This window comes from Streptomyces odontotermitis (genome assembly GCF_050510915.1).
Classification (GTDB): Bacteria; Actinomycetota; Actinomycetes; order Streptomycetales; family Streptomycetaceae; genus Streptomyces.
Window position 1 is genome coordinate 21,339 of record NZ_JBNJLS010000029.1, and the last position, 21,388, is coordinate 42,726.

The following is a 21,388-nucleotide window of genomic DNA, read 5'->3' on the forward strand; positions in this document are numbered from 1 at the left end:
TCCGCCTCTCGCCCCTTCTCCTTCTTCCTCCCCGCTGCCTCCCTGAAAGGGGTGATCAGCCATGTCCGCACCCAAGAACATCCGTCTCACGCTGCTCGGCGTGATGCTGGCGATGCTGCTCGCGATGCTCGACAACGCGATCGTGGGTACGTCGATGCCGACGATCGTCGGCGACCTGGGCGGCCTCGCCCACATCTCCTGGGTGGTGACCGCGTACACCCTGGCGACCGCCGCCTCGACCCCCGTATGGGGAAAGTTCGGCGATCTCTTCGGCCGCAAGCGGGTCTTCCTCGCCTCGGTCGTGGTCTTCCTGCTCGGCTCGGTGCTGTCCGGGGCCGCGCAGTCGATGGGCCAGCTCATCGGGTTCCGGGCCGTCCAGGGGCTCGGGGCCGGGGGTATCGCGGCGCTCGCGTTCGCCCTCATCGGCAGCCTGGTGTCCCCGCGTGAGCGCGGCCGCTACCAGGGCATGACCGCCACCGTCATGGCGGTCGGCACCGTCGGCGGCCCCCTCGTGGGCGGCCTGGTCGCCGACCACCTGGGCTGGCGCTGGGCGTTCTACGTCAACATCCCGCTCGGCCTGCTCGCCCTCGTCTGGTGCGCGGCGCTGCTGAAGCTGCCCGGCCAGTCGACCCGGGGCCGGGCCCGCGTCGACTGGCCGGGCATCGCGCTGATGACCCTCACGATCAGCTCGGTCGTCCTCGCCGCCACCTGGGCGGGCACGCGCTACGCGTGGGGTTCCTGGCAGATCCTGGGCCTCGCCGCCACCGCCGCGGCCGGCCTCGCGCTCTTCCTCGCCTCCCAGCGCCGGGCGCCCGAACCGGTCCTTCCGCTGCGGGTGTTCGCCGACCGCAACTTCCGGCTCGCCTGCGTGATGGTGTTCGGCGCGGGCGCGGTCATGTTCGGGGCCACGCTCTATCTGCCCCTCTTCCAGCAGAGCGTCCAGGGCGCGTCGGCCACCAACTCGGGCCTGCTGCTCCTGCCGCTGATGCTGCCGATCGCCGTCGTCTCCAACATCGCGGGAAAGGTGATGTCGAAGACCGGCAAGTACAAGATCTTCCCGGTCCTGGGCGGCGCCTTCCTCACCGTGGGCTGCGCCCTGCTCGCCACCATGGACACCGGTACGTCGCGTGCCGTCTCCGGCGTCTACATGGCCCTGGTCGGCATCGGCCTCGGCTTCCTGATGCAGATGACCACGACGATCGCGCAGAACAGCGTCGAGATGCGCGACATGGGCGTGGCCTCGGCGGGCGTCACCCTCTTCCGTACGATCGGCGGCTCGCTCGGCGTCGCGGTGTTCGGCTCCCTGTTCAACCACGCGACGGAGGCGGCCCCCGAGGGCGGCCACGGCCACCTCTCGGCGATCGCCACCGGCACCCACCAGATCTTCCTGGTCGCGGCCGGACTGTGCGCCCTCGCCTTCGTGGCCGCGCTCTTCATCAAGGAGGTGCCGCTCCGCGGAAAGCCGCCGTCGACGCCGACGCCGTCGACGCCGCCGATTCCTCCGACGCCGCGGACATCTCCGATGCCTGCGGCGCCTGCGTCGCCTACGTCGCCTGCGTCAGCTCCGGTGACGCACGTCACTTCACGAGACGAGACGGATCGTATTGCCAAGGATGTCTCGCGCCCGTAGAGTGCTGCGCATGGGTTCCCTGTGATGTTGACCGCCGCGCCGATGGCCGCGTAGAGCCGAGCTCCGCCGCCTCCGCGCACGCCGCCCGTCATCGACCGACGACCCACGGCCGGCTCAGCCGCCGAGAACAGGGGGCGCACCCATGCACACCTCATCACCCACGACCACCACCGCGGCCGGCATCGCACAGCTGGCCTTCCACCACGTCACCAAGCGCTACTCCGACGCCCCGGTCCTCGACTCCGTCTCCCTCACCGTCACGCCGGGCGAGAAGGTCGGCGTCATCGGGGACAACGGCTCGGGCAAGTCGACCCTCCTGAAGCTGATGGCGGGCCGACTGGAGCCGGACAGCGGCGAGTTGACGGTGCACGCACCCGGTGGCACGGGCTATCTCGCGCAGACCCTGGAACTGCCGCCCGCGGCCACCGTGCAGGACGCCGTCGACCTCGCCCTCGACGACCTGCGCGACCTCGAGGCACGCCTGCGCGCGACCGAGGCCGAGCTGGCCGCGGGGCTCGGGGGCCCCGGCCTCGACGCGGCCCTGACCTCGTACGGGGAGCTGGTCGAGCGCTACGAGTCCCGCGGCGGCTACACGGCCGACACCCGCGTCGACACCGCCCTGCACGGACTCGGACTGCCCGGCCTGGCGCGCGACCGGCGCCTCGGGACGCTCTCCGGCGGCGAGCGCTCCCGCCTGGCGCTCGCCGCCACGCTCGCCTCCCGGCCGGAGCTGCTCCTGCTCGACGAGCCGACCAATGACCTGGACGACCAGGCCGTGCACTGGCTCGAGGAACACCTGCGCGGCCACCGCGGCACCGTGGTCGCGGTCACCCACGACCGGGTGTTCCTGGAGCGGCTGACCACCACCGTCCTCGAAGTCGGCGCCCGCACGGTGCGGCGCTACGGGGACGGCTACGAGGGCTACCTCGCGGCGAAGGCGGCCGAACGGCGGCGCAGGCTCAGGGAGTACGAGGAGTGGCGCACCGAACTCGCCCGCAACCGGCGCCTCGTGGACACCCACACGGCCCGCCTCGACGGGATGCCGCAGAAGATGTCGCTCGCGGTCTTCGGCCACGGGGCCTTCCGTGCCCGCGGCCGGGGCCACGGCGCGATGAGCCGCATCCGCAACGCCAAGGCCCGCCTGGAACGCCTGACGGACACCCCGGTGGCCCCGCCCCCGGTTCCGCTCACGTTCACGGCCCGGATCACGACGGCAGCGGAGAAGGGGCCCCATGAGGGATCAGGCGTGGAGACGGCGGTCGTGACGGTGGCCGGGACGGGGGCCGAGACGGCGGTCGTGACGGTGGCCGAGACGGGGGCCGAGACGGCGGTCGAGATCGAAGACCTGCGCGTCGCGGGCCGCCTGCACCTCCCCGAGCTGCACCTGGGGGCAGCCGAACGCCTCCTGGTGACCGGCCCGAACGGCGCGGGCAAGAGCACCCTGCTGCAGGTGCTCGCGGGGGAGCTGCGCCCGGACTCCGGTGCGGTGCGGGTGCGCGGCCGCGTGGGCCACCTGCGGCAGGAGGGGACGCCGTGGCCCCCGGCCCTGACGGTCCTCGCCGCCTTCGCCCGGGGCCGCGTGGGCACCCCGGACGAGCACGCCCAACTCCTGCTCTCCCTCGGCCTGTTCGCCCCGGCGGAGCTGCGCCTGAAGGTGGGCGGCCTCTCGTACGGCCAGCGCCGCCGCATCGAGCTGGCCCGCCTGGTCACCGAGCCCACCGACCTGCTCCTCCTCGACGAGCCGACGAACCACCTGGCCCCCGCGCTCGTCGAGGACCTGGAGCAGGCCCTGGAGCACTACGAGGGCGCCCTGGTGCTCGTCACCCACGACCGCCGCACCCGCTCCCGCTTCAGGGGCTCGCACCTGCGGCTGGGGTGACAGGGAGATCCGTCCGGAGTGACGGGGGAATCCGCCCGGACCCGGAAACGACGAAGGCCCCGATCACTGAGTGATCGGGGCCTTCTGTTCGCCCTTGGCGGGCGACTGCGGAGGATACGAGATTCGAACTCGTGAGGGGTTGCCCCCAACACGCTTTCCAAGCGTGCGCCCTAGGCCACTAGGCGAATCCTCCGCCGCAAACAATACAAGACGTTGAGGAGTGCTCGCGAACCCGTTCCCGGTGAGGGGGTCCGATGCGCTCCTGTCCGGGGAGCGGACTCGTTCGCACCCCCGGGGATCGGCTACTGTGTGGGTCAGCCCCTCACGTGGCGCTATCTGACTGAACTCCCCCAGGGCCGGAAGGCAGCAAGGGTAGGTCGGCTCTGGCGGGTGCGTGAGGGGCGCTTTGCGTATCCACGCGGGGCCGGATCGGTTCGGGCGGTTCGGGTTGTCAGTGGGCGCCTATAACCTCGTATGCGTGTCGTCTCTCGCGCTGTACCGCCGCTATCGCCCGGAGTCGTTCGCCGAGGTCATCGGGCAGGAGCATGTGACCGACCCGCTGCAGCAGGCGCTGCGGAACAACCGGGTCAACCATGCGTACCTGTTCAGCGGCCCGCGCGGCTGCGGCAAGACGACGAGCGCGCGGATCCTGGCCCGCTGTCTGAACTGTGAGGAAGGTCCCACTCCGACCCCCTGCGGGGAGTGCCAGTCCTGCCGGGACCTGGCGAGGAACGGACCGGGGTCGATCGACGTCATCGAGATCGACGCCGCTTCTCACGGTGGTGTGGACGACGCGCGTGATCTGCGGGAGAAGGCGTTCTTCGGTCCGGCGAGCAGCCGGTACAAGATCTACATCATCGACGAGGCCCACATGGTCACGTCGGCGGGGTTCAACGCCCTTCTGAAGGTCGTCGAAGAGCCTCCGGAGCACCTCAAGTTCATCTTCGCCACGACGGAGCCCGAGAAGGTCATCGGGACGATCCGCTCGCGCACGCACCACTACCCCTTCCGTCTCGTCCCGCCGGGGACGCTGCGGGAGTACCTGGGCGAGGTGTGCGGCCGCGAGCAGATGGCCGTCGAGGACGGGGTGCTGCCGCTCGTCGTGCGGGCCGGGGCCGGGTCCGTGCGTGACTCGATGTCCGTCATGGACCAGCTCCTCGCCGGTGCGGGTGAGGCGGGTGTGACGTATGCCATGGCCACCTCGCTGCTCGGGTACACGGACGGCTCGCTGCTCGACTCCGTGGTCGAGGCGTTCGCCTCCGGGGACGGGGCAGCCGCCTTCGAGGTCGTGGACCGCGTCATCGAGGGGGGCAACGACCCGCGCCGGTTCGTCGCCGACCTGCTGGAGCGGCTGCGCGACCTGGTGATCCTCGCGGCGGTGCCGGACGCGGCGGAGAAGGGGCTCATCGATGCCCCGGCCGACGTCGTGGAGCGGATGCAGGCACAGGCGGGCGTCTTCGGCGGCGCCGAGCTGAGCCGCGCCGCCGACCTCGTCAATGAGGGACTGACCGAGATGCGGGGCGCCACCTCGCCCCGCCTCCAGCTGGAGCTGATCTGCGCGCGCGTGCTGCTCCCCGCGGCGTACGACGACGAGCGCTCGGTCATGGCCCGCCTGGACCGCCTGGAGCGCGGCGGGAACTTCATGCCGGGCGGCCCCGGCGCGGGCCCCGCCATGGGGTACGTCCCCGGGCCCGAGGCCCACGCGGGCGTGCAGCAGCCGGGCGTCGGGATGCCCGGGGGCGGCATGCCGGGCGGCGGGCCTTCGGGGCCCTCCGGTCCGCCGATGCCGCCGGTGCCGCCCGGGGGCGGGCCCGCTGCGGCCCGGGCCGCTGTGCGGGGTGGCGGTGGAGGAGGCGGAGCCGCCGAGGCGCCGCCCGCCGCGCCCGCCGCGCCCGCGGCCCCCGCCCCCGCCCCCGCTGGACCTCCCGTAACTCCGGCTGTTCCGGAGCCAGTTGCTCCTCCGGCCCCGTCGGCTGCGGCCCCTGAGCCCTCCGCCCCGGCTCCTGCCCCGGCCGGAGAGCGCCGTCCCGGCGGCTGGCCCACGGCCTCCGCACCGGGCAGCGGACCCTCTGGACCCTCCGGGCCCTCTGGACCCTCCGGGCCCTCTGGACCCTCTGGAGGGGGCGCCCCGTCAGCTGCCCCGTCCGCCCCGGAGGGCAACCGCCCCGGCGGCTGGCCCACGGCGGCACCCGCGGGCGGCGGCGCCCCCGCGCCCCAGCCGTCCGCCTCCCAGCCGTCCGCCCCCCAGGCCCCGGCCGCGCAGCCCCAGGCCGCCGCGCCCATGGGCGGACCCGACCCCCGCTCCCTGTGGCCCAACATCCTCGAAGCGGTGAAGAACCGCCGCCGCTTCACCTGGATCCTGCTCAGCCAGAACGCCCAGGTGGCGGGCTTCGACGGCACCACGCTCCAGCTCGGCTTCGTCAACGCGGGAGCGCGGGACAACTTCGCGAGCAGCGGCAGCGAGGACGTCCTGCGCCAGGCGCTGAGTGAGCAGTTCGGCGTCCAGTGGAAGGTCGAGGCGATCGTCGACCCCTCGGGCGGCTCGGCACCCCCGCCCGGCGCGGGCCCCGGCTTCGGCGGCGGCGCCCCCGCGGGCGGCGGCTTCGGCGGATCAGGCGGACCGGCATCCGGCGGTGGCTTCGGCGGCGGTGGCGGGTACGGCGCCCCCTCCGCGCCCGCCCCTCAGCGCCCCGCGCCCCCGCAGCAGCCCGCGGCCCAGCCCTCCGCCCCGCCCCAGACACAGGCCCCGTCCGCCCCCACGGGATCCGCCCCGTCGGCCCCGGCCGACCGGACCCCCGACGCACCCCCGCCCCCGGAGCCCCCCGCCCCGGAGTACCACCACGTCGCCCCCGAGGACGACATCCCCGAGGACGACGACCCGGACCTGGTCGAATCCGCCCTGTCCGGCCATGACTTGATCATCCGTGAGCTGGGCGCGACGGTGGTCGACGAGTACCCGAACCAGTAACCGCCGGGGGGCGCACAGGCACACCGTCGCTTGTCCGGGACCCGACCCGATCCGACCCCGATCGGATCCGACCCCGATCGGATCCGACCCCGATCGGATCCGACCCCGATCCGATCCGATCCGATCCGTCCGGGGCGGGCCCGGAGGCACCGTTCGTCGCGGGCGTCGCCGCCGCGATGCCGACCGCCGGCCCACCCCTCGCCCCACCTCTTTGCCCGTCCCGGCCGCCGGACCGACCGGTCCCTGGTCCGCGGGTGGCGCTCGTCGCAGGCGTCGCCGCCATGCGGGCCGCAGGGCGCCCGGCCCCTCCGTCGCCAGTCCCAACCCCGTCCGGCCCCGCCCCCACCTGGAGAAACCCACAAACCCCCCTCCGCCCCCAGCTTGGGAACCCGTACAAGAGTGGTGCGTGGGCCGGGCTACCCTGGCCCCGTGAAGGTCCTAGTCATCGGCGGCGGTGCCCGCGAACACGCCCTGTGCCGCTCTCTGTCCCTCGACCCCGGCGTCACCGCCCTGCACTGCGCGCCCGGCAACGCGGGCATCGCCGAGGTGGCGCAGACGCACCCGGTCGACGCTCTCGACGGCGCCGCCGTGGCCGCGCTCGCCACCGGGCTCGGTGCGGAGCTCGTCGTCGTCGGCCCGGAGGCACCGCTCGTCGCGGGCGTCGCCGACGCCGTGCGCGCCGTGGGCATCCCGTGCTTCGGGCCCTCGGCGAAGGCCGCCCGGCTGGAGGGCTCGAAGGCGTTCGCCAAGGACGTGATGGCGGGCGCCGCCGTGCCCACCGCGCGCTCGTACGTGTGCACCACCCCGGCCGAGGTGGACGAGGCGCTCGACGCCTTCGGGGCGCCGTACGTGGTCAAGGACGACGGGCTCGCCGCGGGCAAGGGCGTCGTCGTGACCGAGGACATCGAGGCCGCCCGCGCGCACGCGAACGCCTGCGACCGCGTCGTCATCGAGGAGTTCCTCGACGGCCCCGAGGTCTCGCTCTTCGCGATCACCGACGGCACCACGGTCCTGCCGCTCCAGCCCGCCCAGGACTTCAAGCGCGCGCTCGACGGCGACGAGGGCCCCAACACCGGTGGGATGGGCGCCTATTCGCCGCTGCCGTGGGCCGACCCGAAGCTGGTCGACGAGGTCATGGCGAGCGTCCTGCAGCCGACCGTCGACGAGCTGCGCCGCCGCGGCACCCCCTTCTCGGGACTGCTGTACGCGGGGCTCGCGATCACCAGCCGGGGCGTCCGCGTCATCGAGTTCAACGCCCGCTTCGGCGACCCCGAGACCCAGGTCGTCCTGGCCCGTCTCCAGACCCCGCTCGCCGGCGTCCTGCTCGCCGCGGCCGACGGCACCCTCGCCGACCTGCCCCCGCTGCGCTGGAGCGACGACGCCGCGGTCACCGTGGTCGTCGCCTCGCACAACTATCCGGACACCCCGCGCACCGGCGACCCCATCGAGGGGCTCGCGGATGTCGCGGCGAAGGATGCCCCGGACGCGTACGTCCTGCACGCCGGGACGAAGCAGAGCGGCGCGGACGTCGTCAGCGCGGGCGGCCGTGTGCTCTCCGTGACGGCGACCGGGACCGACCTGGCGCAGGCCCGTGAGCGGGCGTACACGGCGGTCGCCCGGATCCGGCTCGACGGCTCCCAGCACCGTACGGACATCGCGGCGAAGGCGGCCGGAGGGGCGTAAGCAGGCGTAAGCCACACCCCGGCGAATCTCGGACAACTCTCGGACAACTCCCGGGCAGCCCCTGGACTGCCCCGCCTCCCGTCACCCAGCTTTGCCCAAAGCCATTCCATCGGGTGACCACTGCCCCATCCGGCTGACGCTGCGCCGCACCCCAACTAGGGTGCGGCGCAAGACTTCCGGCGCCCAGAAGCCAAACAGACCACCGGCATTGCGATGTCAGTGGCGGGTGCCACAGTGGGGGAGTGAGCAACGCAAGCCTGTGCGGTCAGACATCGGCTCCGGCCGGGGGCCGAGCCGCAGTGGGCAGTAGGGGGTGACATCGCTCGTGTCCGGTATGGGTACAGGGGGTGCTGAGGGCACGGAGGTGGGCGCGCAGGCCGCGCGCTCCCGGGCCCTCGCCGTGCTGCGCATCCGCAGCAGGGCGCTGGCCGTGGCCCTGCTGCCCGCGGCCGTCGCCGTCGTGCTCATCGCCGGCGGACTCACGGGCCATATGAGCGGCGGCAGTTGGGGCGCCGCGCGCTGGGTCGTGACGGTCGCCGCCGTGCTCGTGCTGCTCGCCGCGGCCGGCATCGCGCTCGTGGTGGCCCGCGCCCGCCCGGCCGTGAGCCCCACGGTCCCGATCGCCGAGACCGCCGCCCCCGACCTCTACCGCATGGTGCGCGACCTCGCCGACCGCCTGGACGTGCCGGCCCCCTCGGCCATAGCGCTCACCCCGGACTGCGACAGCTGGCTGGAGGACCGCACGCACCCCGCGCACGGCCCGCCCACGCCCCAGGAGATCCCGGGCACGCCCCCGGGCCGCGCGAGCGGCACCCGCGAGCCCACCGCCCCCGTCCTGGTCATCGGCTCCCCCTTCCTGTGGTGGATGCGGGTGGGCGAGCTCCGTGCCGTCCTCGCCCCCGTCGTGGCGGGCACCGGACCCTCGGCGCACCCCGACATAGCGGCGGCCCGGCGCTTCGTGCGCGGACTCGACGCGGCCGTCGCGGTCGCCTCCGCCCCCGGGCGCGGCCCGCTGACCCGCTCGGTCCTCGGCGGCGTCGGCTGGGTGGCGCGGCTCCTGCTGCGCAGCTGTCGCGGGCATGCCGCCGAGATGGAGCGGGGCGTCGCCGCGGCCGCCGCCGAGCGCGCCCAGGCTGTGGACTACGGGGTGCGGATCGTCGCCCAGGAGCAGGTCGGCCTGGCCTACGCGGGCTGGGACCGGCTCCTGACCCGCGTCGCGCTGCCCGCCTGGCGCATGGGCCGCTGGCCCTCCCGCCTGGACGCGGGCGTGGTCTCCGCCCTCACCGAGCTCTCCCGCCGCGACCGCCTCGCGGAGGGCTTCACCTCCCGCCTCGGCGAGCGCCCCGCCTGTGACCTCCTGGAGGAGCCGGGTTCGGTGGACGAGGCGGCCTCGCTGCTCGCCGCCCGCCTCTTCCACGGCGGCCCCGCGGAGCCCGGCCCCGGCTGGGCCCCGGTGGCCTGGCAGGAGTATCCGGACGAGGTGGTGGACCGCAAGTGGCGCACCGACGCCGCCCGCCTCCACCGCGTCCTCGACTCCCTCGGCGTGAGCCACTCCGCCGACTCCACCGCCCCCGACCCCGAGGGCCCCACCCTCAGCCGCGTCCTCGACCACCTCACGGCGGCCCCCGACACCCGGGCCGCCCACCGGCCGGGCCCCACCCCGGTGAGCCCCGCCCCGGAGCCGGTCCCAGAGCCGGTCCCGGTCCCGGAGCCGGTCCCGTTCCCGGAGACCGACGAGGAGGACCCCACGGACGGGATGGACGGCCACGGCGGCATCCTCGCCGCGAGCCTCAGCGCCGAGCTGGCCCGCGAGGAGGCCGCCGCCCCCGCGCCCCCGGCCCCCACGGGCACGTCACCGGACGACGCGCTGTGGGACGACGGCCTGCTCCCTCTCTTCCCCCTCCAACCCCCGCGCACGGGACGCGAGTTGCTCGCCGACCACGTGACCGCCATGGTCTGCTGCGCGGCCGTCGACACCGCGGGCGCGGCCCCCGGCCTGGACTGGCTGGACGGCCCCTCCCTGTTGGTCAACGGAGAGCGGGCGGTCGACCTCACCCCCCGCGTCCTCAGCCTGGTCGAGGACGGCGACCCCGAGCCCCTGCGCGGCTGGCTCACCACCCTCGGCGTCCGCCCGGAGAAGCCGGTCCGCCTGGTGTGAGCCAGGCCGGGCTTGCAAAGTTGCACCGGAGGGAAACGTTCCGGTCACGTCAATCCGCGACAAACGGTGACGGAGTGCGTGCGTAATGTGATGTGCTGGGGTCGGTCACTGACAGCGCACCAGGGCACGCCACCCCAGCCGTACGGGGCCGGGGCGGAGCCCGTCGCTCGGGGGAGCGAGGGAGGGGAAGAACCATGGGGTCGGAGGGCGCGCACATCCGGCGGTGGGAATCGGGCGCGCTCGCGCATGCCGTGACGGACCCCTTCGGCCAGGGCCCGCTGCCCTGGCTGCGCGGCGCGGAGCACTACTTCGACGACACCGGCCAGGTCGTCCCCTGGTACGTGGACCACGTCCCCGCCCCCGGCGCCGCCGAGATCCCCGCTCCCCGCGCCGACACCACGGGCCCGCGCACCGCCGACGACGTGCGCTGCCAGATCAAGGGCTTCACCTCCACCGGAGCCGCCGCCCCCGGCGAGGCGATCGACTTCCACATCACCGTCGACCCGCCCCAGCAGTTCAGCGTCGACATCTACCGGATCGGGCACTACGGGGGCGACGGGGCCTCGAAGATCACCACCAGCCCCCGCCTCTCCGGCATCGTCCAGCCCGCCCCGCTCACCGCGGACCGCACGGTCTCCTGCCACCACTGGTGGCTCTCCTGGCGCCTGCAGATCCCGAGTTACTGGAACATCGGGGCGTACGTGGCGGTCCTCACCACCGCCGACGGCTACCGCTCGCACGTCCCCTTCACGGTCCGCGACAACCACCCCGCCGACCTCCTGCTGCTCCTGCCCGACATCACCTGGCAGGCGTACAACCTCTACCCGGAGGACGGCAGGACGGGCGCCAGCCTCTACCACGCGTGGGACGAGAAGGGCGGCCTCCTCGGCGAGAGCGAGGCCGCCGTCACGGTCTCCTTCGACCGCCCGTACGCGGGCGCGGGGCTGCCCCTCCACGTGGGCCACGCCTACGACTTCATCCGCTGGGCCGAGCGCTACGGCTATGACCTGGCCTACGCCGACACCCGCGATCTGCACGCGGGCCGCATCGACCCCACCCGCTACCGGGGCCTGGTCTTCCCCGGCCACGACGAGTACTGGTCGGCGAACATGCGCCGCACCACCGAGCTGGCCCGTGACGGCGGCACCTCGCTCGTCTTCCTCTCCGCCAACACCATGTACTGGCAGGTGGAGTTGGGCCCCTCGCCCTCCGGCGTCCCGGACCGCCTGCTCACCTGCCGCAAGCGCCGTGGCCCCGGCCGCTCCGCGCTCTGGCGCGAACAGGACCGCGCGGAGCAGGAGTTGCTCGGCATCCAGTACGCGGGCGGCGTCCCCGAGCCGCACCCCCTCGTCGTGCGCAACGCCGACCACTGGCTGTGGGACGCGACGGGCGCGCACGAGGGCGACGAGATCGAGCACCTCGTCGCGGGCGAGGCCGACCGCTACTTCCCGCGCACCCCGCTCCCCGAGCACCAGGGCCGCATCCTCCTCGCCCACTCCCCGTACGCGGACGGCGAGGGCGGCGTCCGCCACCAGGAGACGTCCCTGTACCGCGCCCCCTCGGGCGCCCTCGTCTTCGCCTCCGGCACCTTCGCCTGGTCCCCGGCGCTCGACCGACCGGGCCATGTGGACACCCGCGTCCAGCGCGCCACGGCCAACCTCCTCGACCGCATCTGCAAGCGCGACTGAGACCCACCCCGCACAAGAACCGAGACCCATCCCACCCCGGACAGGAACTACCCCTGACCAGGGTGGGCACCCGCATACGGGAGAATCGAGGGACTCGTACAGAACCACGGGGAGGAACCGTGTCCGGATTCGTCGAAAAGCCCGAGCCCGTTGAGGTTCCGGGCCTGGTGCACCTGCACACCGGCAAGGTGCGCGCGCTGTACCAGAACGAGGCGGGCGACCTCGTCATGGTCGCGAGCGACCGCATGTCCGCCTACGACTGGGTGCTGCCCACGGAGATCCCCGACAAGGGCCGCGTCCTGACCCAGCTCTCGCTGTGGTGGTTCGACCAGCTCGCCGACCTGGTCCCGAACCACGTGCTCTCCACGGAGCTGCCGCCCGGTGCCCCCGCAGACTGGGCGGGCCGCACGCTGATCTGCAAGTCCCTGGAGATGGTCCCGGTCGAGTGCGTGGCCCGCGGCTATCTCGCGGGCTCGGGCCTGGTCGAGTACAACGACTCGCGCACCGTCTGCGGCCTCGCCCTGCCCGAGGGCCTGGTCAACGGCTCGGAGCTGCCCGCCCCGATCTTCACGCCCGCCACCAAGGCGGAGGTCGGCGAGCACGACGAGAACGTGAGCTACGAGGAAGTGGCCCGCCAGGTCGGCGCCGAGACCGCCGCCCAGCTGCGCCAGACGACCCTCGCGGTCTACGGCCGGGCCCGGGACATCGCCCGCGAGCGCGGCGTGATCCTCGCGGACACCAAGTTCGAGTTCGGCTTCGAGGGCGAAGACCTCATCATCGCCGACGAGGTCCTCACCCCGGACTCCTCGCGCTTCTGGCCGGCCGACCAGTGGCAGCCGGGCCGCGCCCAGCCCTCGTACGACAAGCAGTACGTCCGCGACTGGCTGACCTCGCCGGCCTCCGGCTGGGACCGCAGCGGCGAGCAGCCGCCGCCCGCGCTCCCGCAGGATGTGGTGGACGCCACGCGCGCGAAGTACGTCGAGGCGTACGAGATGCTGACGGGCACGGCCTGGTAATCCAGGTACGAAGAAGGCCCCGGTCGATTCGACCGGGGCCTTTCATCTGGAGCGGACGACCAGGTTCGAACTGGCGACCTCAACCTTGGCAAGGTTGCGCTCTACCAACTGAGCTACGTCCGCGCTGCGCCGTAAGCGCGAAGGCAACTATACCCAACCTCGCTCGCGTGCGAGACGCACTGCCGCATGACGGTTCTCGGCACCGGTCTTCGAGACGGCCGACGAGAGGTAGTTGCGGACCGTCCCCTGGGAGAGCGCGGCCCGCTCGGCGATCTCCGCGACGGGCGCCCCGTCGGCGGCGAGTTCCAGGACCTCGGCCTCGCGAGTGGTGAGCGGGGAGTCCCCGGCGGAGATCGCGTCGGCCGCCAACTCCGGGTCCACATAACGGTTTCCGTCGTGCACGGTGCGGATGATCTCGGCGAGGCGCTGGGCGCTGACCGTCTTCGGCACAAACCCGCGCACACCCGCCTCAAGGGCCCGCTTGAGGTGGCCCGGCCGGCCGTGGCTGGTCACGATCATGGTCTGGCAGTCCGGGAGTTCGGCCCGCAGCGATGTGGCCACCCTCACACCGTCGGCGCCCGGCATCTGCAGATCGAGCACCGCGACGTCGGGCCGGTGGGCGCGGGCCATGGCGAGGGCCTCGGGTCCGGAGGCGGCCTCGGCGACCACCACGAGGTCGTCCTCCAGGGCCAGCAGCGCGGCCAGTGCGCCACGGATGAGGTGCTCGTCGTCGGCGAGCAGGATGCGCACGGTCACGCGACGCTCCGTTCCGAGGGCTGGTGCTCGTGTCGTACGCGGGTGGGGCCGGGCTTCTGCTCTTCGGCGCCTGTCGAGTGGTCGCCCGTCGAGCGGTCACGCTCCAAGTGGTCGCCCTGCGAGGGGTCCCGCTCCGGCAGGGGTACCTCCGCCGTCAGCAGGAACTCGGACTTCCCCGCCGGCCCTGCGGTCAGGGTGCCGGCCACGGAGGCGAGCCGCTCCCGCAGGCCCGCGAGCCCGGAGCCGCCGGAGCGGGCCGCCGTGGTCGCGGTGGCCTCGGGGACGCCGTCGTTCTCCACGGTCAGGACGGCCCGCTCGCCCGCGACCCGCAGGGTCACCCGGCACTCCGTGGGGTCGCCGTGCCGCAGCACATTGGTCGCCGCCTCGCGCACCACCCAGCCGAGCGCGGACTGCACCGTCGGGGGCAGCCTGTCGGCGAGGTCCGCCCCGGCCACCCGGCACTCGATCCCGGCGGCCGCCAACACGCCCTGTGCGCCGACGAGTTCGGCTCCGAGCCCGGTGGCGCGGTAGCCCCGTACGACCTCACGGACCTCGCGCTGCGACTCCTGCGCGATGCGCTGCACCTCGACCATCTGGTCCACCGCCTCGGGCCGTCCGCGCCGGGCCAGCTGCACCGCGAGCTCGCTCTTGAGCGCGATGACCGCGAGGTTGCGGCCCATCACGTCGTGCAGATCGCGCCCGAAGCGGAGCCGCTCCTCGGCGACCGCGAGCCGGGCCTCGACCTCGCGGGCCCGGACGGTCTCCCACATCACGGAGAGGGTCCAGGCGCCGCAGCGCGAGCAGAGCAGGGCGAGGAGGGCGCCGAAGGCGAACGGGCCCGCCACCAGGACGAGCCGCTCGTCGCGCGCCCCGACCGCGGCGAAGGCGGCCACGAGCACGGCGTCGAGGGCCAGCATGCGCAGCATGTACGTCCGGATCGGCACGGTGAGGCAGTACGCCCCGCCGAAGGGCAGGACCGGGAACATCACGATGAGGCCGAGCAGCCCGTCCTTCATGCCGTGCACCGCTTCGAGTGCCACGAGGAGGGTGAGCGTGATGCCCAACAGGGCGGCCGACACGGCGAGGTCGCGGCGCGTCTCGGCCTCGCCCCCGCGCCCGAGGAAGCGGTCGAGCGAGCGCCGCACGGTGTAGTTGACGTGCACGCACTGGGCCGCGCCCGCGGCGAGCAGGGCCCCGCCGACGGCGATCGGCGCGGGCTCGGGGCGCAGCGCGGGCGCCAGGGGCAGGGCGCCGTAGCAGGCGAAGAAGATCCACGGCACGAGATGCCACATGATCACGCTCTGCAGCTCGACCTTCTCGACCTTGCTCCGCTCGTGCCAGCCGCGCCGCACGCCCCACATCCGCCCGACCACCTCGGTTTCCTTCCCCTTCAGCGCCGCGGTTCCCAGCGGAACCACCGCTGACCAGCAAACACCGCGAGGACGATCCAGGCCACCGCCACGGCGAGCGCGCCCAGCGCTCCGGCCGCCGACAGGTCCCCGGTCCAGCCACCGCGCACCAGCTTGATCACGGGGGTGAGCGGGAGCAGCTCACAGACGTCGGCGAGCTTGTCGGGCATGACCTCCAGCGGGATGAACAGGCCCGAGCCCAGCATCGACAGGAACATCAGGGGCATCGTCATGACCTGAGCGGACTCGGTGCTCCGGCTGAAGGCCGAGGTGACGGCCGCGAGCGCGGTGAACAGCACGAGCCCCGCCAGGATCCCCAGGACCGTGAGGTGGATCGCCTGCGGCGCCCCGGCGTCGAGCAGCACGGCGCACCCGACCGCGAGGACGAGGCACTGCACCACGGCGATGGCGAGCGACGGCAGCGCGGCCCCGGCCAGGATCTCCGGGTCCCGCAGCTCACCGGTGCGCAGCCGCTTCAGTACGAGTTCCTCGCGCCGGGCCACGAAGACGCTGGTGATCGTCGTGTAGACGGCGAAGAGCAGCGAGAAGCCGATGCCCGCGGACAGGGCCAGCGTCGCGCTGTCGAGCCCGTTGCCCTTCAGGTCCATCCCGGACGTCGCGGAGCGGGTGCTCAGCGGCATGATGAGCGGCACCACGGCCGCCGCGAAGAGCGTGCCCTTGTTCCGCCCCAGCAGGGTGAGTTCGGCGCGTGCGAGGGCCCCCAGGCGCCCCGCCGGGGTCGTGCGCGCCCCGCCGCGCGCCGTCACAGCCGTCGTCGCGCTCATGCCGCGACCTCCTTCTTCTCCCACTGCCCCAGGGATCGTCCCTGCTCGCCGTCCTCCTGCGCCCGCTGTGCGATCCGCAGGAACGCCTCCTCCAGCGAGGCCGCCCGCACGTCGAGCCCGCCGAGCTCGACGTTCGCGTGCCGGGCCCACAACAGGAGCTCCGTGGCGGCCCGTTGCAGCTCGCTCGTGCGCAGCCGCACCCGGCGGCCGGTCATGTCGTGCCCGGTCACGCCGAGCTCCGCGAGCGGCGGCAGGTCGCCGAGGTAGTAGCCCTCGGGCAGGTCGAAGGCGACGTGCGAGGGCTGTGCGGCGACGACGTCGGCGACGGTCCCCTCCGCCGCGATGCGCCCCTCGTGCAGGATCGCGAGCCGGTCGGCGAGCTGTTCGGCCTCTTCCAGGTAGTGCGTGGTGAGCAGCACGGTCGTGCCCTCGTCGCGCAGCGCCCGCACCAACTCCCAGGTCCCGCGCCGCCCTTCGGCGTCCAGACCGGTCGTGGGTTCGTCGAGGAAGAGCACCTCGGGCCGCCCGAGCAGCGCGAGCGCCAGGTCGAGCCGCCGCTTCTCGCCGCCGGAGAGCTGCTTGACGCGCACCCCGTGGCGCTTGCCGAGCCCCACGATCTCCAGCGCCTCACCCACTGGCCGCGCCCCACTGGTGCAGCCGGCCCACATCCGTACGGTCTCCAGAACCGTCAACTCCGAAGGAAATCCGCCCTCTTGGAGCATCACGCCGATGTGGGGGCGCACCTCGGCGCGCTCGGTGTACGGGTCGCGCCCGAGCACCCGCACCCGCCCCGAGGCGGGGGCCGCGAGCCCTTCGAGGACTTCGAGGGTGGAGGTCTTGCCCGCTCCGTTGGTGCCGAGGAGCGCGAAGAGCTCGCCCCGGCCGACGGCGAACGAGATGCCCCGGACCGCCTCGAAACCTCCCCCGTACACGCGCCGTAGCTCGGACACGTCGATCACTTGGTCAGTCATGTGTCGAGCGTCCCCCGTGGATCGGGGCGCGGGCAGTGCGCGCTGTCACCGGCCCGCATGACAAATGTCAGAAGGCCGGGTCCGGGAACGGCGCGCACACGTCGAAGGCCCCGGTCCAGTGGACCGGGGCCTTCTATGTGGAGCGAACGACGAGGTTCGAACTCGCGACCTCAACCTTGGCAAGGTTGCGCTCTACCAACTGAGCTACGTTCGCATTGCCTCCGACCGGCTTTCACCGATCGGTGCGTCCACCAGCCTACCGCACCCCGGAGGGTGGTCGGTCGGCGGTGCGGAGCGGGTGACAGGAATTGCACACTGCGCCTTCCCCCTGGAAGGGGGATGTTCTACTACTGAACTACACCCGCACGACTCCGTGAGGTTTGGCCTTTCGGCCTCGCCCCTCGGCGTGCTCCAGACTCTAGCTGACCAGCGGGGGTGCAATGCAAGTCGGCTGCTGGAGCCCGCTGTCGGAGTCCGGCCCGCGGTGGGCGGGGCCGGGTCAGTTGGCCGCTTCGAAGGCTTCGTAGATCCGCTTCGGGATGCGGCCGCGGGGCGGGACCTCCATCTGGTTGGAGCGGGCCCAGGCGCGCACCGCCGCCGGGTCGGGGCTCACCGCGGTGCGGCGGAAGGTCTTGCCCGACTTCGACTGCTTGCGGGCGGCCTCGAGGTAGGGCGCCAGGCTCTTGCGCAGTTTCTTGGCATTGGTTTGGTTGAGGTCGATCTCGTACGACTTGCCGTCAAGTCCGAAGGCGATTGTTTCCGCCGCTTCCCCGCCGTCGATGTCGTCAAAGAGAGTGATCACGACACGCTGCGCCACGAATATCGGTCCCTTCGTGCGGCATCCCCGCGTTGACGTGCGCTGATGCCGACTGTCCGGCTGTTTTGGGGCAAAGTATCGGCTAAAGCCAATTCCTTTGTACAGGGCCCGGCATTGCATTGTGAAGCCCGACTTAATCTGCCCGCGTGTCCGAGGGCAATGCGGTGGGGCGATTTTTTCCAAGTGTTTTCCGTGAAGGTGTCGTGTTCGACGCCTTGATGGGTGTCCGAACGTGATGGCGGTCACGTAGGTTGCTACGAATCTACGCGAGTAGAAATTTTGTGCCGGTAGTCTGAAGGAACCTGCTCAGCGCACCGCAAGCAGCACATCGCAAGGACCACACACCGGGAGTGCCAGTGGCACGCGTCGTAGTCGACGTCATGCTCAAGCCGGAGATCCTCGACCCCCAGGGACAGGCGGTGCAGCGTGCGCTGCCGCGCCTCGGATTCCAGGGCATCTCCGACGTACGTCAGGGAAAGCGCTTCGAACTGGAAGTGGACGGGCCGGTGGACGACGCCGCGCTCGCCCGTATCCATGAGATGGCGGAGACCTTCCTCGCCAACACGGTGATCGAAGACTTCGTCGTAAAGGTCGAAGAGCTTGAAGAGGCCGCCGGGGGCGAGAAGTGACTGCTCGAATCGGAGTCGTCACTTTTCCCGGAACGCTCGACGACCGCGACACCCAGCGGGCCGTCCGGGTCGCCGGTGCCGAGGCCGTGCCGCTGTGGCACCGCGACAAGGACCTCAAGCAGGTCGACGCCGTGGTGCTGCCCGGTGGATTCTCGTACGGCGACTATCTGCGGGCCGGGGCCATTTCGCGCTTTTCGCCCGTCATGGAGTCGGTCATCGAGCAGGCCAGGGGCGGCATGCCGGTCCTCGGGATCTGCAACGGCTTCCAGGTTCTGACCGAGACGCACCTGCTGCCCGGCGCGATGCTGCGCAACAACCACCTGCACTTCATCTGCCGCGACCAGAAGCTGCGGGTCGAGACGGACAGGACCGCCTGGACCGCCGACTACGAGGCGGGGCAGGAGATCTCCATCCCGCTCAAGAACATCGACGGCCGGTACGTCGCCGATGAGCGCACCCTCGACATGCTGGAGGCCGAAGGCCGCGTCGCCTTCCGGTACTTGGACATGAATCCGAACGGCTCGCTGCGGGACATCGCGGGCATCACGAACGAGGCGGGCAACGTCGTCGGGCTGATGCCGCACCCCGAGCACGCGGTCGAGCCGCTGGTCGGCACCGGTCGAACGGACGGCCTCGGATTCTTCACCTCGATCCTCAAGAAGCTGGTCAGCGCATGACTCTCGACACCGTCAAGCACGCCGCCGAGACCCCCGAGTCCGCCCAGCCCTGGAAGGAGCTCGGCCTCAAGGAGGACGAGTACACCCGGATCAGGGAGATCCTCGGCCGCCGCCCCACCGGCGCCGAACTCGCCATGTACTCCGTCATGTGGAGCGAGCACTGCTCGTACAAGAGCAGCAAGGTCCATCTGAAGCAGTTCGGCGAGAAGGCTCCCGAGAGCGACGCCATGCTGGTGGGCATCGGTGAGAACGCCGGTGTCGTGGACGTCGGCCAGGGCTACGCGGTCACCTTCAAGGTCGAGTCGCACAACCACCCCTCGTACATCGAGCCCTACCAGGGCGCGGCCACCGGCGTCGGCGGCATCGTCCGCGACATCCTCGCGATGGGCGCGCGCCCGGTCGCCGTCGTGGACCCGCTGCGCTTCGGTGCCGCCGAACACCCGGACACCAAGCGGGTGTTGCCGGGCGTCGTCGCCGGCATCGGCGGCTACGGCAACTGCCTGGGGCTGCCCAACATCGGCGGCGAGGTCGTCTTCGACTCCTGCTACCAGGGCAACCCGCTGGTCAACGCCGGCTGCATCGGCGTCATGAAGCACGAGGACATCCACCTCGCGCAGGCGTCGGGCCCCGGCAACAAGGTCATCCTGTACGGGGCCAGGACCGGCGGCGACGGCATCGGCGGTGTCTCGGTGCTGGCGAGCGAGACCTTCGAGTCGACCGGTCCGGCCAAGCGGCCCGCCGTCCAGGTCGGCGACCCCTTCCAGGAGAAGCTCCTCATCGAGTGCACCCTGGAGATCTTCAAGGAGAAGCTCGTCGCGGGCATCCAGGACCTGGGTGGCGCCGGACTCTCCTGTGCGACCAGCGAGTTGGCGTCGGCCGGCTCCGGCGGCATGCGCGTCGAGCTCGACACCGTCCCGCTGCGCGACTCCTCCCTCTCGCCCGAGGAGATCCTCATGAGCGAGTCGCAGGAACGCATGTGCGCGGTGGTCGAGCCGCAGCACGTGGACCGCTTCATGGAGATCTGCGAGAAGTGGGACGTCATCGCCACCGTCATCGGTGAGGTCACCGAGGGCGAGCGCCTGGAGATCTTCTGGCACGGCGAGCAGATCGTGGACGTCCCGCCGCGCACGGTCGCCCACGAGGGCCCGGTCTACCACCGCCCGTACGAGCGTCCGCAGTGGCAGGACGCACTGCAGGCGGACGACGCGGGCAAGCTGCCGCGGCCCGCGACTTCGGAGGAGCTGCGCGAGCAGGTCCTGAAGGTCGTGGCGTCCCCGAACCAGGCGTCCAAGGCGTGGATCACCGACCAGTACGACCGCTTCGTGCAGGGCAACACGGTGCTCGCGCAGCCCGAGGACGCGGGCATGGTCCGCATCGACGAGGTGTCCAACCTCGGCGTCGCGATGGCCACCGACGGCAACGGCCGGTACGCGAAGCTCGACCCGTACGCGGGTGCGCAGCTGGCCCTCGCGGAGGCGTACCGGAACGTGGCGACGACCGGCGCCAAGCCGCTCGCCGTCTCGGACTGCCTGAACTTCGGCTCGCCCGAGGACCCGGCGGTGATGTGGCAGTTCGCCGAGGCGACCCGTGGACTGGCGGACGCCTGCCTGGAGTTGGGCACCCCCGTCACCGGCGGCAATGTCTCGCTGTACAACCAGACCGGCGACACCGCGATCCACCCGACCCCGGTCGTGGCCGTGCTCGGCGTCATCGACGACGTCACGCGCCGCACGCCCGTCGCCTTCACGGAAGAGGGCCAGCTCCTCTACCTCCTCGGCGACACCCGGGAGGAGTTCGGCGGCTCGGCCTGGTCCCAGGTCGTCCACGACCACCTCGGTGGCCTGCCGCCCCAGGTCGACCTGGAGCGGGAGCGGCTGCTCGGCGAGATCCTGATCTCCGCCTCGCGCGACGGCATGATCGACGCGGCGCACGACCTCTCGGACGGCGGCCTGGTGCAGGCGGTCGTGGAGTCCTGCCTGCGCGGCGGGAAGGGCGCGCGGCTCGTCGTGCCGGACGGCCTTGACGCCTTCACCTTCCTGTTCAGCGAGTCGGCCGGGCGCGCGGTCGTCTCGGTGCCGCGCAGCGAGGAGCTCCGCTTCACCGACATGTGCGGGGCACGGGGCCTGCCGGTCGCGCGCATCGGCGTCGTCGACGGCTCTGTGTCTGATGCAGAGTCTGATGCAGATGCAGTGGTGGACGTGCAGGGCGAGTTCGTGCTGTCGCTGAGCGAGCTGCGGACGGCGCACGAGGAGACGATCCCGGGCCTGCTCGCCTGATCCGCCTTCTCGGGAGCCCCCGTTCGGACCTGGTCCGGGCGGGGGC

15 protein-coding genes, 4 tRNA genes and 1 other RNA gene are annotated in these 21,388 nt (G+C 72.4%); 11 read left to right on the plus strand and 9 right to left on the minus strand.

Annotated features, from left to right (window positions below; all coding sequences use genetic code 11):
- The first annotated feature begins 61 nt into the window (after positions 1-61).
- Positions 62-1,630: an MDR family MFS transporter gene (locus ACQB60_RS42290; protein ID WP_496931420.1), complete on the plus strand. Its 1,569-nt coding sequence runs from the start codon at positions 62-64 to the stop codon at positions 1,628-1,630.
- Positions 1,631-1,772: 142 nt separating this feature from the next.
- Positions 1,773-3,509, plus strand: coding sequence for an ABC-F family ATP-binding cassette domain-containing protein (locus ACQB60_RS42295; RefSeq protein ID WP_496931421.1), 1,737 nt, complete (start codon positions 1,773-1,775; stop codon positions 3,507-3,509).
- A 108-nt stretch (positions 3,510-3,617) separates the two neighbouring features.
- Here the strand turns inward: ACQB60_RS42295 and ACQB60_RS42300 are convergent.
- Positions 3,618-3,702 (minus strand) — tRNA-Ser (locus ACQB60_RS42300).
- Positions 3,703-3,822: 120 nt separating this feature from the next.
- Here ACQB60_RS42300 and ffs point away from each other — a divergent pair.
- The 6 genes from ffs to ACQB60_RS42330 all read left to right on the plus strand — a co-directional run bounded on the left by ffs (position 3,823) and on the right by ACQB60_RS42330 (position 13,022).
- Positions 3,823-3,921, plus strand: an RNA gene (ffs, locus tag ACQB60_RS42305) — signal recognition particle sRNA small type.
- Between the two features lie 66 nt (positions 3,922-3,987).
- Positions 3,988-6,477: a DNA polymerase III subunit gamma and tau gene (locus ACQB60_RS42310; protein WP_496931422.1), complete on the plus strand. Its 2,490-nt coding sequence runs from the start codon at positions 3,988-3,990 to the stop codon at positions 6,475-6,477.
- Positions 6,478-6,906: 429 nt separating this feature from the next.
- A complete protein-coding gene (purD, locus tag ACQB60_RS42315; RefSeq protein WP_496931423.1) occupies positions 6,907-8,160 on the plus strand; it encodes a phosphoribosylamine--glycine ligase in 1,254 nt (417 codons plus the stop codon).
- Positions 8,161-8,494: 334 nt separating this feature from the next.
- Positions 8,495-10,318, plus strand: a complete 1,824-nt coding sequence (locus ACQB60_RS42320) for a hypothetical protein (RefSeq protein WP_496931473.1) — start codon at positions 8,495-8,497, stop codon at positions 10,316-10,318.
- Positions 10,319-10,512: 194 nt separating this feature from the next.
- A complete protein-coding gene (locus tag ACQB60_RS42325) occupies positions 10,513-12,006 on the plus strand; it encodes a N,N-dimethylformamidase beta subunit family domain-containing protein (RefSeq protein WP_496931424.1) in 1,494 nt (497 codons plus the stop codon).
- A 119-nt stretch (positions 12,007-12,125) separates the two neighbouring features.
- On the plus strand, positions 12,126-13,022 hold the full coding sequence (locus ACQB60_RS42330; protein ID WP_496931425.1) for a phosphoribosylaminoimidazolesuccinocarboxamide synthase: 897 nt from the start codon (positions 12,126-12,128) through the stop codon (positions 13,020-13,022).
- A gap of 47 nt (positions 13,023-13,069) precedes the next feature.
- On the opposite strand, the gene ACQB60_RS42335 is transcribed toward ACQB60_RS42330, so the two are convergent.
- From ACQB60_RS42335 to ACQB60_RS42370, 8 genes are all read right to left on the minus strand, one after another.
- A tRNA-Gly gene (locus ACQB60_RS42335) sits at positions 13,070-13,145 on the minus strand.
- Positions 13,146-13,169: 24 nt separating this feature from the next.
- Entirely contained in the window at positions 13,170-13,778 is a 609-nt protein-coding gene (locus tag ACQB60_RS42340; protein WP_496931426.1) for a response regulator, read from the minus strand.
- Entirely contained in the window at positions 13,775-15,151 is a 1,377-nt protein-coding gene (locus tag ACQB60_RS42345; RefSeq protein ID WP_496931427.1) for a sensor histidine kinase, read from the minus strand. Before ACQB60_RS42345 ends, ACQB60_RS42340 begins: the two co-directional genes overlap by 4 nt.
- A gap of 17 nt (positions 15,152-15,168) precedes the next feature.
- On the minus strand, positions 15,169-15,972 hold the full coding sequence (locus ACQB60_RS42350) for an ABC transporter permease (protein ID WP_496931428.1): 804 nt from the start codon (positions 15,970-15,972) through the stop codon (positions 15,169-15,171).
- Positions 15,969-16,943, minus strand: a complete 975-nt coding sequence (locus tag ACQB60_RS42355; RefSeq protein WP_496931429.1) for an ABC transporter ATP-binding protein — start codon at positions 16,941-16,943, stop codon at positions 15,969-15,971. Before ACQB60_RS42355 ends, ACQB60_RS42350 begins: the two co-directional genes overlap by 4 nt.
- A gap of 138 nt (positions 16,944-17,081) precedes the next feature.
- A tRNA-Gly gene (locus tag ACQB60_RS42360) sits at positions 17,082-17,157 on the minus strand.
- 79 nt (positions 17,158-17,236) lie between these two features.
- Positions 17,237-17,308 (minus strand) — tRNA-Gly (locus ACQB60_RS42365).
- A gap of 134 nt (positions 17,309-17,442) precedes the next feature.
- The gene (locus tag ACQB60_RS42370; protein ID WP_384828908.1) at positions 17,443-17,760 is read right to left on the minus strand and encodes a histone-like nucleoid-structuring protein Lsr2; all 318 of its coding nucleotides are present in this window, start codon (positions 17,758-17,760) and stop codon (positions 17,443-17,445) included.
- 356 nt (positions 17,761-18,116) lie between these two features.
- On the opposite strand from ACQB60_RS42370, the gene purS reads away from it, so the two are divergent.
- The 3 genes from purS to purL are packed head-to-tail and all read left to right on the plus strand — an operon-like array spanning position 18,117 to position 21,342.
- The gene (gene purS, locus ACQB60_RS42375; protein WP_496931430.1) at positions 18,117-18,389 is read left to right on the plus strand and encodes a phosphoribosylformylglycinamidine synthase subunit PurS; all 273 of its coding nucleotides are present in this window, start codon (positions 18,117-18,119) and stop codon (positions 18,387-18,389) included.
- A complete protein-coding gene (purQ, locus tag ACQB60_RS42380) occupies positions 18,386-19,066 on the plus strand; it encodes a phosphoribosylformylglycinamidine synthase subunit PurQ (RefSeq protein WP_496931431.1) in 681 nt (226 codons plus the stop codon). The genes purS and purQ overlap by 4 nt, the downstream gene beginning before the upstream one ends.
- A complete protein-coding gene (purL, locus tag ACQB60_RS42385) occupies positions 19,063-21,342 on the plus strand; it encodes a phosphoribosylformylglycinamidine synthase subunit PurL (protein ID WP_496931432.1) in 2,280 nt (759 codons plus the stop codon). The genes purQ and purL overlap by 4 nt, the downstream gene beginning before the upstream one ends.
- The last annotated feature ends 46 nt before the right edge of the window (positions 21,343-21,388 follow it).